The sequence below is a fragment of the Streptomyces sp. NPDC047081 genome (assembly GCF_040643775.1).
In the GTDB taxonomy this organism is placed as follows: domain Bacteria; phylum Actinomycetota; class Actinomycetes; order Streptomycetales; family Streptomycetaceae; genus Streptomyces.
In genome coordinates this window covers 105,334-117,544 of the sequence record NZ_JBEYUY010000023.1, presented here as the reverse complement: position 1 = coordinate 117,544, position 12,211 = coordinate 105,334, and the positions used below count along the sequence as shown (strand labels likewise).

Annotated in this window: 11 protein-coding genes; 4 read left to right on the top strand and 7 right to left on the bottom strand. The window is 70.9% G+C overall.

Annotated features, from left to right (window positions below; genetic code table 11):
• Positions 1-32 precede the first annotated feature (32 nt).
• Positions 33-866 (top strand): L,D-transpeptidase family protein, encoded by an 834-nt coding sequence (locus ABZ848_RS34765; RefSeq protein WP_360838384.1) that lies wholly within the window; start codon positions 33-35, stop codon positions 864-866.
• Between the two features lie 209 nt (positions 867-1,075).
• Here ABZ848_RS34765 and ABZ848_RS34760 read toward each other — a convergent pair whose 3' ends face one another.
• Positions 1,076-2,188: a hypothetical protein gene (locus tag ABZ848_RS34760; protein WP_360838383.1), complete on the bottom strand. Its 1,113-nt coding sequence runs from the start codon at positions 2,186-2,188 to the stop codon at positions 1,076-1,078.
• Positions 2,188-2,850, bottom strand: coding sequence for an RNA polymerase sigma factor (locus tag ABZ848_RS34755; protein WP_360838382.1), 663 nt, complete (start codon positions 2,848-2,850; stop codon positions 2,188-2,190). The genes ABZ848_RS34760 and ABZ848_RS34755 overlap by 1 nt, the downstream gene beginning before the upstream one ends.
• 563 nt (positions 2,851-3,413) lie before the next feature.
• On the opposite strand from ABZ848_RS34755, the gene ABZ848_RS34750 reads away from it, so the two are divergent.
• Both ABZ848_RS34750 and ABZ848_RS34745 read left to right on the top strand, forming a co-directional pair.
• Entirely contained in the window at positions 3,414-4,004 is a 591-nt protein-coding gene (locus ABZ848_RS34750; RefSeq protein ID WP_360838380.1) for an RICIN domain-containing protein, read from the top strand.
• 404 nt (positions 4,005-4,408) lie between these two features.
• Complete coding sequence (locus tag ABZ848_RS34745; RefSeq protein ID WP_360838378.1) at positions 4,409-4,732, top strand: hypothetical protein; 324 nt, start codon at positions 4,409-4,411, stop codon at positions 4,730-4,732.
• A gap of 9 nt (positions 4,733-4,741) precedes the next feature.
• On the opposite strand, the gene ABZ848_RS34740 is transcribed toward ABZ848_RS34745, so the two are convergent.
• The 4 genes from ABZ848_RS34740 to ABZ848_RS34725 all read right to left on the bottom strand — a co-directional run bounded on the left by ABZ848_RS34740 (position 4,742) and on the right by ABZ848_RS34725 (position 8,323).
• Positions 4,742-5,827: an acyltransferase gene (locus ABZ848_RS34740; RefSeq protein WP_360838376.1), complete on the bottom strand. Its 1,086-nt coding sequence runs from the start codon at positions 5,825-5,827 to the stop codon at positions 4,742-4,744.
• Positions 5,828-6,189: 362 nt separating this feature from the next.
• Positions 6,190-6,933, bottom strand: coding sequence for a hypothetical protein (locus ABZ848_RS34735; RefSeq protein ID WP_360838374.1), 744 nt, complete (start codon positions 6,931-6,933; stop codon positions 6,190-6,192).
• A 222-nt stretch (positions 6,934-7,155) separates the two neighbouring features.
• Positions 7,156-7,773: an RNA polymerase sigma factor gene (locus ABZ848_RS34730; RefSeq protein WP_360838372.1), complete on the bottom strand. Its 618-nt coding sequence runs from the start codon at positions 7,771-7,773 to the stop codon at positions 7,156-7,158.
• A gap of 100 nt (positions 7,774-7,873) precedes the next feature.
• Positions 7,874-8,323, bottom strand: coding sequence for a hypothetical protein (locus tag ABZ848_RS34725; protein WP_360838370.1), 450 nt, complete (start codon positions 8,321-8,323; stop codon positions 7,874-7,876).
• 221 nt (positions 8,324-8,544) lie between these two features.
• On the opposite strand from ABZ848_RS34725, the gene ABZ848_RS34720 reads away from it, so the two are divergent.
• A complete protein-coding gene (locus ABZ848_RS34720) occupies positions 8,545-10,653 on the top strand; it encodes a peptidoglycan recognition protein (RefSeq protein WP_360838368.1) in 2,109 nt (702 codons plus the stop codon).
• Between the two features lie 6 nt (positions 10,654-10,659).
• Here ABZ848_RS34720 and ABZ848_RS34715 read toward each other — a convergent pair whose 3' ends face one another.
• Complete coding sequence (locus tag ABZ848_RS34715; RefSeq protein ID WP_360838366.1) at positions 10,660-12,132, bottom strand: MFS transporter; 1,473 nt, start codon at positions 12,130-12,132, stop codon at positions 10,660-10,662.
• Positions 12,133-12,211: the final 79 nt, after the last annotated feature.

Genomic DNA, 12,211 nt, shown 5'->3' with positions numbered 1-12,211 from the left:
AGACGGCGGGGGTCGTGTTGCGTACTACGGGCATGGGGAGAGCGAGCGCCGCGGCCGCGGTGACGGTGGCGGCGGGTCTGGTCGCCGTGGGCGGATGCACCGTGCAGGGCGCCGACGGCAAGAGTCACTCGCCCGTGCACATCGAGCTGCCGAGCACCAAGCCCCCGTCGTCCTCGTCGTCCCCTTCGACGAAGGCCGACGACAAGGACAGCGAGGCCCCGTCCGCCGCCGGGGCCCCCGTGCTGTGGAAGCGCGGCGACTCGGGGCGTGACGTGCGTGAGCTGCAGGCCCGGTTGCGCCAGGTGCAGTGGCTCTTCGACGGGCCGACGGGGACGTACGACGACCTGACCGAGGACGCGGTCAAGGGCTTCCAGGGCAAGCGCGGGCTGCCGAAGACCGGCGAGACGGACACCGTCACCTGGCAGCGGCTGAAGAAGATGACGCACGAGCCCGGCAAGTGGGACCTGTACCTGATGGGCGGGCAGCCGGCAGGCGCACCCGATCCGCGGTGCCTGACCGGCCGGGTGCTCTGCATCGACAAGACCACCCGCACCCTGCGCTGGATGATCGACGGCCGCACGGTCTCGGAGATGTCCGTCCGCTTCGGCGCGACCGGCACACCCACCCGCGAAGGCGTCTTCCACGTCTACTGGAAGTCGCGCCACCACTGGTCGACGTTGTACGACTCCTCGATGCCGTACGCCATGTTCTTCAGCGGCGGCCAGGCCGTGCACTACTCGTACGACTTCGCGGCCCGCGGCTACTCCGGCGCCTCGCACGGCTGCGTCAACGTCCGGGACGAGGCGGCGATCGCGGATCTGTACGCGCAGGTGAGGAACGGCGACAAGGTCGTCGTGTACTGGTGACGTATGGGGCGCGGGCGGGACCGGGGGAACGTGTCCCGCCCGCGCCGAGGTGCACGAGCCGTGGGTACGGGGGGAACCCCGGCTCTGTGCGACGGCCGATGACCAGTCGGCTCACTCAGTACTGCGTGGAGGCGGCCGAAAACGTTACTGGCCCGGCCGAAAAAACTTCGGACGATACGAAATCGCAGGTCACCCGGGGTGCGACAGGCTCAGAGGGCGCTGTACGTCGGGTCCGGCGCCGGCGTCGGGGACTCGGTCGTCAGGAGATGCCCGGGCAACAGGGGCGTGACGGTGGCCTGGACATCGCCACCAACGCCGGAGCCGCCCCCACCGGGGGCTATGTGATTGCCGTCGTCGTCACCGCCCTGGCCGCCGCTGTTCGGGCCGCCGCCCTGCTCGCCCTGGCCGTTGCCGTTGCCCTGGCCGTTCTGGTCGCCCTGGCCGCCGACGCCGCGCTCCTGGCCCTTGCCGCTCTTCTTGCCGTCGTGGGAGGTGACGTCGCCGCCGCTGAGGACCTGCTTGCAGTACTTCCAGACCCGCTCGGGGGCCAGGCCGCCCGCCGCGGTCTCCAGCGCCTGCTTGCGGTTGGGCGCGAGTTCCTTGCCGCCGAGCGCGTCCCGGCAGGTGGACGGGGCGTGCTGCTTCCACCAGCCGCCGGCCTCGGCGCCGGGCTTGCCCGACGAACCGGGGCTGGGCGTGTGCTGCGGGGTGGCGGTGCCGCCGGTCGAGCCGTCGGGGGTGGGCTTGCCCAGCAGGCCGTTCGGCGAGGGCGAGATCAGCGGGCGGTCCGGGCTGACGGCGGCCGAGACCGAAGCCCCGGGGGCCGGGTCGTCGCCGCCGATCGGCAGGATTCCGCTGGTGGCCGCGACGGCGACCCCGCCGGCCATACCGGCCGCCAGTACGGCCGTAAGCCCGAAGCGCATGGGCCGGCTCAGGGCACGGCGCCGGTCGTCCCCACCGGGCCGACCCCCGATCCGGACGAGCCCGGCGTCGGAGGCGTGGCTGCGGGTGCGGTGGCCGGGGGCGGGCTGGTCGGGGCGGCCGTGACGCGCGGGGGCCGGATCCGAAGCGTGGACGTCCGCCGACGCGCGGGACTCCTGCGCCCGGGTCCGTGACCTCGCCGTGCGGAAGGCGGCCAGGGCGGCGGCCTCGCCGGGGAGTTCGGCGCTGCTCGGGGAGGGCTGCGAGGTGAGCGACTCAAGGGTCTTCGCGAGGCGTTCGGCCTGGTCACGGGCGGTCGCGTCGACAGCTTCCAGTGACTCACCGCGCAGCAAAGCCTCCGCCGTTTCGCGGTTGAGCCACCTGTACTGCTCGTCGGCCATCACATGTCCTTCTGCGTCCGCGCGCGCATATGCGTCACACTCGCGGACGTCACCGCGCGACCGCGCGGTTCTCGCTGGGGCGGCAGCGCGTCCAGGCCGCCGGCCGATTCCGGATCCTCGCCGAGCAGTTCGGCCAGGCGCTTGAGACCGCGGTGCGCCGCCGTGCGTACGGCACCGGGCCGCTTGCCGAGCGTCTCCGCCGCGGTCTTGGCGTCGAGGCCCACGACCACGCGCAGTACGACGGCCTCGGCCTGGTCCTGCGGGAGTCTGGCGATGAGGGAGAGCGTGTGGTCGGTGGCCAGGGCCTCGATCGCCTCGCCCGCGGTGTCGGACTCGGCGGCCTTGCCGGTCAGCTCGGTCTCGTCGCCGCCTATCGCGGGGCGGCGGCCACGCATGCGTATGTGGTCCAGGGCGCGGTTGCGGGCGATCCGGGCGGCCCAGCCGCGGAAGCGGTCCGCGTCTCCGTCGAAGCGGTCCAGGTCACGGGCGATCTGCAGCCAGGCCTCGGAGGCGACGTCCTCCGCGTCCGGGTCGCCGACCAGGGTGCGGACGTAGCCGAGCAGCCGCGGGTGCACCGCTCGGTACACAGTCCGGAACGCGGTCTCGTTCCCGTCCTGTGCCGCAAGCACCGCGGCGGTCAGCTCCGCGTCGTCCCCCAGCACCCGATGGTTCCTCAGTCGATGGTCGCGGCTGTGGCCGCCGGTCGCCTGCGATGGTCACTCGTCATCCGCGTCCGGCGCGAAAGGCACGTTACGACCTGAAACCGCTGCTCGTCCATGTCCGCACAACCTGCAACCACCTTGTGACGGGGCGGCTCACATGCGGGGTGTGACAGAAACCGCAGTCATGGCGCTGTAGGAAGTACGGGCCGCCGCGCGGCCCGACCGCGCGACGGCCGGGGCCTCTCCTGTGGGGGGTGGCGGCCCCGGCCGTCTCCCGGGCTCAGAGCCCCGGTGGACGTGACCGTCCACTGCTGGGCGGCACCGCTCATTCCCGCGAAGAAGCTCGACGGCGTCGTGCGGAGTGTGCGTGGCGGCCGAAAACCGTACCCCCGGCCGCGAAGGCGAGGTCCGCGAGCAGGGCGTCCGGGTCGCCACACATCCGGCATGCACTCGTCAAGAAAGCGCTTCAAGTCAAGGTGTTCGAACACTCTGGCGATCCCTCCGTGAGGCCTGGTTGAGTACCCGCGGTAACACCAGGAGCACCGAAAACGAGGGGATGCACCATGCGGATAAGACGCACCAGAAATCTCGTCGGCGCGGTTCTGGCCGGGACCTTGCTGGCGGTCGCGAGTCCCGCGATCGCCGACGCCCAGTCGCCTCAGAGCGACACCCCGACGCCCGTGGCGTCCACGAACGTCAAGTCCACGACCGGTGCGTCCACGAACAGCCTGGCCGCGATCTCGTGGTACTACGTCAAGAACTACAAGTCCCAGAAATACCTGCAGCCTTCAGGCGGCAGCACCGCCGTCGGCGCCAGGATCGTCCAGGAGCCGGCGAACACCTCGGCCACGCAGCTGTGGGCGCTCGTCGCGGACGGCAGCTACGTGAGCTTCTGGAACCAGGGCTCGGGCCTGAACATGGGCATCGACGGCGCCAGCACGTCGGCCGGCGCGGCGGCCATCCAGGCGACCGGTTCCTCCGCCACCAATCAGGACTGGCTGATCACCTGGCGCTCGGACACCGTCTTCGAGATGAAGAACCGCAAGAGCGGCCTGTGCCTGGGCATCGACGGTGCCAGCACGTCGAGCGGCGCGGTGGCCGAACAGTTCGCCTGTGACGGGTCGGCCAACCAGGGCTGGGTGTTCGCGCAGTAGCCGGCGCCCGGCGACCTGACCCGCCTCGGCGCACCGACGTGCGCCGAGGCGGGTCGGGGATTCCGCAGATGGTCAAGACTGAGTCAGTGGACACCGGTGGCTGAGAGGGAGAGAGCCCGCCTACGTACCAAGGGAGCAAGCAGATACGGCTCCTGCAGAAGGGCGACTCCTTGATCCCGCGACGCACAGTCCCGAACCTGGTCGCAGGGCTCGCTTCCGCGTTCCTGCTGGCAGCATGCGGCTCCTCGACCGGCACCGGCCCCGCGAACGCGGCTCCGACAGCGCCTGCCGTGTCGGCTCCCGCGCCCTCCTCATCGGCTGCTTCAGCACCGGGCGACGCCGGTACCTCCGAGAGCGGGAACCCGGCCACGACCACATCCGTGATGGCCAGGACGATGAGCGGCGTGGGCATTGTGGTCACCGACGACAAGGGGCTGGCCCTCTACCGCTACGACAAGGACCAGCCGACCCCCTCCAAGTGGACGTGCGCCGGTACGTGCACGAAGACGTGGATACCTGTCATCGTGCAGGACTCCGTACAGACTTCAGGGGTCGAGCAGAGCCTCCTCGGTACGGTCCACCGGAACGGCGAGAAGCAGCTGACCCTCGCCGGCTGGCCGCTCTATCGGTACATCGGCGACACAGAGGCCGGACAGGTCAACGGCCAGGGGAAGGACGGAGAGTGGTACGCCGTCACCCCCTCCGGACAGAAATCCGCCGAACAGTGAGGCTTCCCCTCACTTCCCCTCACTTCCCCCGGCGATCAAAGACTTCCAGGATCTGTTCTTCTTGAATGGGATCTCGAAGATCTTGGAAAACAGCCAGGCGCCGATTACTGAGACCGGAAGCGCCAGGGCAAGCGTGAACCCGAATGTGGGCAGCCCGGGTGACACGAAGTGCGGCGCCACGCGGCGAATCACGGCCATGACGATCGGAAGATGAATCAGGTAAAGGCTGTAGGAGAAGTTCCCGAGGCCGCGAACGGGGCGCGTGGTCAACAGCCGTACGAGGAAGGCGGGTTTGCCGGTGGCAACCGCCGCGAGCACCATCGTCATGGCCGGGGCGATGGCGAGGTCTATCCAGAAATAGTGGTTCACCGTCCAGACGGAGCCCCGGACGGCACCAAGAGCCAGGACGGGCAGCGCAGCCAGGACAGCGAGCCATCCCCAGGGCAGACGTCGAATCCTGTCCGACGCACTGATGGCCCCTGCGCCGATCACGCCGGCGGCGAACACCGGGGCGAGATGCGGGGCGAGCCAGTTGTCGCCCTCCACGGGGGATGCGTTGGCCGCCATCAGCCCACCGGCGACCACCGGAAGTGTCACGCACACAGCCAACACCGCGGCGCCCCACCGTCGACGGACGAACAGGAGAAGCGGAAAGAGCAGATAGAGCTCGGACTCCACCCCGATCGACCAGAAGGCGCCATTCGGTGTCGGAGCGGTGACCATGTCCTGGGCGACGAGGCCGTACACCAACACCGTCGCGCCGGTCGGTGGCCCGAAGTGCGATGCCGGCACCACGAACCATGAAATGAGCAGGCTCAGGATCAGCGCCGCCCAGTACGGGGGCAGGATGCGCCAGGCGCGCCGGCGCAGGAACTGGCCGACGCCACCCGACCGCCAGCCGTGACGCGCCGGGGAGATCGCCAGGGAGAACCCGGACAGCACCAGAAAGAAGACGACCGCGAGACGCCCGAACATCAGGCCGTCCAGCCATGGCGGCGCCGAACTGTTCGGGTAGCCCGGGAAGGTGTACAACCAGCAGTGGAACAGGACGACGTACAGTGCCGCCAGACCACGGAGACCGTCCAGGCCCGACACCTGCCGAGGGACATGCGTTCCGCTTCCGGTCCCGTCCTGGCCCGACGGAGCGGCCAGGCGGAGAGCGCTGCCGGCGGGACGGCTCGAATCCACTGAGATTGTTCAGCCCTTCCTCCGGTCACCGGCTACCGCACACCGGCGACACTCCCTGACGGCCCGATACCGCCCACAGGACCTGATACGTCATGTCGGGCCGAGCCGTTCAACGGCCGTGGGCGGCTCGGTGGCGGCCGTCGGGTTCCTCGGGATCGGCTTCTTCGCGACTCACCGAATTTTATGTCGGAACGCGCGACAACCGCCCCGGCAAGCGGCCACACCGACCTGGCCGAGGCGATCCGCGAGGCGCTGATGGGCCCGCAGGGTCAGTTGTTCTTGGCGTTGCCCTTGTCGGCGCTCTTGCCGTTGTTCGCCTTCGCGGTCGCGTCGGAGTCGTCCGACTTGGCGGCCTTGTTGGCTTTATCGCTGTTGCCCGGCTTGGTTGCCGATGCTGTGGCCGTCGGCTCTCCCAGTTGCGCGGCGCAGTAGGCGGCCACGTTCTCTTCGCCGCCCGCGGCCTCGATCAGGCGCTGCCAGGCCGTGGACTGCAGGGCCTTGCCGCTGTCCTTGACGTTCTCGTACGCGCGGCAGTGTGCCGCGGTGTCCTTCGCGGTGGCCGGGCGGTCCGGTGTGGCGGAGGCGCCCGGCGTGGTCGGGGCGGAGGCCGAGGGGCCGGTCGGCTGGTGCTCGCGCTGCCGGGCCGCGTGGCCGTCGTCGTGCGTGGAGCCGCCGCCCGTGCCGATCGCCGCGTACGCGACGCCGCCCAGGGTGAGGCCGGCCAGCGCCAGCGAGAGCGTGGCCTTCAGGGAGCGGCGGGTACGGCGCTGCTCGCGCGGCCGCCAGTCGTCGCGGCGCCGGGTCCGCGCCTTGAGCGCACCCGTGTCCCGGGCTGTCCGGAACGCGGCCACCGCCCGTTGCTCGGCCGCGGTGTCCACCGCCTCCGGGCGCATCGCACCGGCCAGCAGTTCCTCCAGCGCCGGGCCGGCCGCCCGGTCCTCGGGGCCCGACACGGCGCCGGCGTGCACGCGCCGAGGGCCATGCGCCCCACCGTCGCTCCGCCGCTCACCCATGTCCGTATCCGTATCCATCCATGTACGACGACCGTCCGCCGCCACCACTCCTGCCACCCATGACGTCCCACCCGCCACGAGCGTTCACCCGATCAACGACACCCGGACCACAACCACCGCCCGCGCTCCGACCACCGCCACGACGACCGACACCGCCGCTGCGACCGATCGCGCCGCGACCACCGCCACCGCGGCCCTTGACGTTCATGCCGTCGCTGTCGTTCATTTCGACTCCCCCAGCGTCCGGGGATCCTCATTCGTCACACCTGCGCCGCCGAGGCGGTCGGCGAGGCGCTTCAGGCCCCGGTGGGCCGCCGTGCGTACCGCGCCGGGGCGTTTGCCGAGGACTCGGGCCGCGGCGGGGCCGTCGAGGCCGACGACCACGCGCAGCAGCACCGCCTCGGCCTGGTCGCGCGGCAGGCTGCGGACCAGCTCCAGGGCGCGCTCGGTGGACAGCGCCTCCAGGGCCTGGTCGTGGGTGCTGGCCGGGCCCGGCAGCTCCAGTACGTCCTGTTCGAGCGCCGAGGACCGCGGCCGTACCTTCTGCCGGCGCAGATGGTCCAGCGCCCGGTGCCGCGCGATCGTCGCCGTCCAGCCCCGGAAGCCCGCCCCGTCGCCCTTGAACCGCCCGAGGTCCCGGGCGATTTCCAGCCACGCGTCGGACGCCACGTCCTCGGCGTCCTCGCCGACGATCCCGCGCAGATAGCCGAGCAGTCCGGGCTGCACGATCCGGTACGCCACCGCGAACGCGGCCTCGTCGCCCTCCTGGGCCCGCGCGACGGCCGCGCCCAGCTCCCCGTCGTAAGCCTGTGCGCGGCGGGGTTCCCGTCCCTGGCCCAACAACTGTCCTCGTCCGTACGAGTGCGAAGGGGGCTCTGCCGAACCCGCGCCGCGCGCCATCCGTCCGTGCGCACGCCTCCACTGACCTCTGCGTCCGGCATCACGGAAGTGTCACAGGGGGCCTGCGGGACGGGCGGGACCGGCCGTGCAGGGTCAGGTAGAACGTGCGCAGGGAATCCTCCGCGCCGCCCGTCTCGAAGCGGTTGCGGACCTTGCCGACCGGGTTCCACACCCGCCCGTCCGGCATCCGTACGCCGACCGGCTGGCCGAAACACGCCCGCTGGTCGGCATCGAGGTCCACCCACACCGCCCCGGCCCGGCGCACCAGCACCTCACCGACGTACGCCCCGAGCCCGAACAGCGTGTCCCGGGCCCCTTCCGGGTCGGCGCCGCCCTTGCGCAGGCCGTCGATCAGGAAGTCGACGATCCGCAGGCTGGGCTCGGAGTAGTCCAGCGGAAGTCGGTTGCGGGCGGTGACGCGGGCGACGAAGCCCGCGGCGCACCCCCGCATTCCGCCCGCTCCCGGAACGCGCCCACCTGCACTGTTCATGGTCCCCACCCCTGACTCGACCTGCGGGAGGCTCCCCACCCCCCGTTCAGCAAGCGGATATGGGGCCGGGAACGTCACGGGCCGCGAAAGGTGTGACGTTTGGCCAGAGGTCGACGCTGAGTTGTAAGTGCCACCTGTGTGACAGGTGTGGCAGTCATGGTCTTTTTCTAGGGGTGGGGTAGTTGAGTCCTCGTGGGACGCGTGCGTACAGACCGCTGAGCATGAAGAAGCGGGCCTGGCTGACGCTGGGGGCGGTCGTCCTGGGCGGTGGGGGTGTGGTGTCGTACGCCGTCGCCAGCCCGTCCTCCGGCCAGGGGGCCGTGGGGCAGGCCAAGCGGCCGGTGAAGGTGTACGACCTGTCGCTGAAGGACACCGCGAGCGGCAAGCGGGAGCTGCCGCGCACGGAGACCAAGCAGTTCTCGATGCTGGGCGTCTCCTGGACGGGCGCGAAGGCGCGGCTGCACGGGACCGCCCAGGTCCGCACCCGCAGCGTCGAGACCGGCGAGTGGACGGCCTGGAAGGACCTGGAGGCGGACGTCGACCCGCTGCAGGACCCGGAGGCCGACGCCGACGCGCGCGGCGCCTCCGAGCCGCTGTGGGTCGGCCCCTCCGACGGCGTCCAGGTCCAGGTCGTGCACAAGGACGGCTCCACCAGCACGGGCCTGCCCAAGGGCCTCCAGGTCAACCTGGTCGACCCGGGCGTGGCGACCGCGGCCGAGCAGAAGGCACCCGCCCCGGCCGCGTTCGTGGTCGAGGAGTCCCCGAGCGCCACCCCGTCGGCCACCACGAGCACCCCCACCGCGCCGCCGTCCACCGTGCCCGAGCCGCCGATCACCTCGCGCGCCGACTGGGGCGCCGACGAGTCGCTCAGCCCGGACCCGTCGGAGTACAACACCGACGTGAAGGCCGTCTTCGTGCACCACACGGACGGCACGAACGACTACTCGTGCGCCGACTCCGCGGCGATCGTGCGGGGCATCTACGCGTACCACACGCAGACCAACGGCTGGAACGACATCGGCTACAACTTCCTGGTCGACAAGTGCGGCACGATCTTCGAGGGCCGCAAGGGCGGCGTCGACCTCCCGGTGCTCGGCGCGCACACCTACGGCTGGAACCGTGAGTCGGCCGGTATCGCAGTGCTCGGCGACTACACGACCACGGGTGCCAGCAACGCGGCCCTGGAGTCGGTCGCCCGGATCGCCGCCTGGAAGCTCGGCCAGTACGACGCGGACCCGAACTCGACGGTCCAGCTCAAGGCGGGCGCGACCCAGACGAACTACTTCGGCACCAGCTTCACCAGCGGGAGCTCGTACACCTTCAACCGGATCTCCGGCCACCGCGACGGCTACAACACCCAGTGCCCCGGCAGCTCCCTCTACGACCAGCTGCCCACCGTCCGCGCCTGGGCGTCCGGCCCGGTCCAGGGCCTGAAGCTGACCTCGCTGTCCGGCGCGGGCCTGTCCGGCTCGACGTACTACACGAAGGGCGCGATCACCGCCAAGTGGTCGACGACCACGCCGGGTTCGCTGATCTCCAAGTTCGAGCTGCTGGTGGACGGCCAGGTCGCCGCCTCCGCCTCCGGCACGGCCGGCTCGGTCGGCGCCACGCTCGCCGCGGGCAGCCACACCGTCGCCGTACGCGCCGTGCACCAGTCGGGCAAGACCACGACCACGGCCGCCGTGAAGGTCGTGACGGACACCACCGCACCCACCTTCTCCACCGCGCCGAAGCTCTCCCTGCGCACCGGCACGGTCAACACCACCGCCGTCCCGGTCACCCTCGGCTGGAAGGCCGCCGACAGCCAGGCACTGAAGTCGGTGAGCCTGCTGACGCCGACGACGGCCACCTTCGGCCCGACCACGACCAGCTCCAAGCGGACCGCCAAGTCCGGTACGGCGTCCACCTGGTCGATGAAGGCGTACGACTACGCGGGCAACACCCGCACCTCCTCGCCGTCCTTCACGCCGGTGATCCTCCAGGAGACCTCGGCGACCAAGTCCGGTACCTGGACGAGCCGTTCGTCCACCAGCTACCTGGGCGGGAAGTCGTACTCCAGCAGCTCCAAGGGAGCGAGCCTGAGCTGGACCTTCACCGGGCGCTCGGCCTCCTGGGTGGTGAGCCGGGCATCGAGCAGCGGTCAGGCGTACGTCTACGTCGACGGCGTGAAGGTGAGCACGGTGGACCTGAAGTCCTCGACGACCGCCTACCGTCAGGCGATCTGGACGAAGACCTGGTCGAGCAGTGCCAAGCACACCGTGAAGATCGTGGTCGTCGCGACCAGCGGCCGCCCGACGATCACGACGGACGGCCTGGTCTACATCAAGTAGCCGGTCTCAAGTAGCCGTATCGACCGGTTCGGGCGTCCGCTCCTGCGCGGCTTGCGGGGTGGGCGCCCGGTCCGCGTTCACGACCACGCCCGCGATCGCCGCGGCCAGCAGCAGCGCGGCCAGTGCCCAGTAGGTGGCGACGTTGAAGCCGTGCACGGTGGCCTTCGCCGCGAGCAGCCGCTTGTCGACGCCCGGGCCCGCGTGGGCCGTCACATAGCGCGCGGTCACGCTCGCCGCGATGGTGTTCAGCAGCGCCGTACCGATCGAACCGCCCACCTGCTGGGCGGTGTTGAAGGTCGCGGAGGCCGCGCCCGAGTCGCGCGGCGCCACGCTTCCGGTGGCCAGCGACACGGAGGTCATCATGGCCGTGCTCATGCCGAGACCCAGCATGATCATGCCGGGCAGGACATGGGAGGCGTACGCCGGTTCCACGCCGACCTGGGCGATGATCGCGAGCCCGCCCGCGGCCACCAGCAGTCCCGGCACGAGCAGGAAGCGGGGCGGCACCTTGCCCAGCAGCCGCGCGGCGATCTGCGTCGAGCCGATCACCATCGCGACCGTCATCGGCAGATAGGCGACGCCGGTCTTCAGCGGCGACCAGCCGAGGACGCCCTGAAGGTAGTAGGTCAGGAAGAGGAAGGTGCCGAACATGCCGATGGTGACGAACAGCGTGGTCAGGAAGGCCCCGACGCGCTGCCGGTCCTTCACCACGGACATCGGAAGCAGCGGCACCTTCGCCCGGGTCTGCCACAGCCCGAACAGGCCGAGCAGCAGGACGCCGACGACCAGCATCGTCACGACGAGCCCGTCGTGCCAACTGCGCGACTCCGCCTCGGAGAAGCCGTAGACGATCGACAGCATGCCGGCCGAGCCGAGCAGCGCGCCCGGCACGTCGAGCCGGGCGTCGGGGTGGCGTTCGCCGACCTCCAGCAGCGCGAGCGCGCCGAAGAAGGCGACCAGCGCGATCGGGATGTTGACGTACAGGCACCAGCGCCAGTCGAGGTACTCGGTGAGGATCCCGCCCGCGAGCAGCCCGACCGCGGCGCCCGCGCCGATGATCGCGCCGAAGATGCCGAAGGCCTTGCCCCGGTCCTTGGGGTCGGTGAACGTCGTGGCCAGCAGCGACAGCGCGGACGGCGCGAGCAGCGCGGCGAACACGCCCTGCAGGGCCCGCGCCCCGAACAGCATCCCGGAGTTGGCGGCGGCCCCGCCGAGCGCGGAGGCGGCGGCGAAGCCGAGCAGGCCGATCACGAAGGTGTTCCGGCGCCCGACCAGGTCGGCGATCCGGCCGCCGAGCAGCAGCAGTCCGCCGAAGGCCAGGGTGTACGCGGTGATGACCCACTGCCGGTTCCCGTCCGACATGTTCAGGTCGGCCTGCGCGGAGGGCAGCGCGATGTTGACGATGGTCATGTCGAGGACGACCATCAACTGGGCGAGCGCGATGACGACCAGCGCCCACCAGCGGCGGTTCTCGGCCATGGAGGCCTCCCGAATCGAGCCGAGTCGTACCGTCCCGAGGTCGACTCCATGCTCCCTCCAGGATCCGCCGTTTGGGAAC

Excerpts from the sequence above, each read along its gene's own strand:
- ABZ848_RS34765 (WP_360838384.1), top strand. The coding sequence starts at position 33 with ATGGGGAGAGCGAGCGCCGCGGCCGCGGTGACGGTGGCGGCGGGTCTG.
- ABZ848_RS34760 (WP_360838383.1), bottom strand. The coding sequence starts at position 2,188 with ATGGCCGACGAGCAGTACAGGTGGCTCAACCGCGAAACGGCGGAGGCT.
- ABZ848_RS34750 (WP_360838380.1), top strand. The coding sequence starts at position 3,414 with ATGCGGATAAGACGCACCAGAAATCTCGTCGGCGCGGTTCTGGCCGGG.
- ABZ848_RS34735 (WP_360838374.1), bottom strand. The coding sequence starts at position 6,933 with ATGGGTGAGCGGCGGAGCGACGGTGGGGCGCATGGCCCTCGGCGCGTG.
- ABZ848_RS34725 (WP_360838370.1), bottom strand. The coding sequence starts at position 8,323 with ATGAACAGTGCAGGTGGGCGCGTTCCGGGAGCGGGCGGAATGCGGGGG.
- ABZ848_RS34720 (WP_360838368.1), top strand. The coding sequence starts at position 8,545 with ATGAAGAAGCGGGCCTGGCTGACGCTGGGGGCGGTCGTCCTGGGCGGT.
- ABZ848_RS34715 (WP_360838366.1), bottom strand. The coding sequence starts at position 12,132 with ATGGCCGAGAACCGCCGCTGGTGGGCGCTGGTCGTCATCGCGCTCGCC.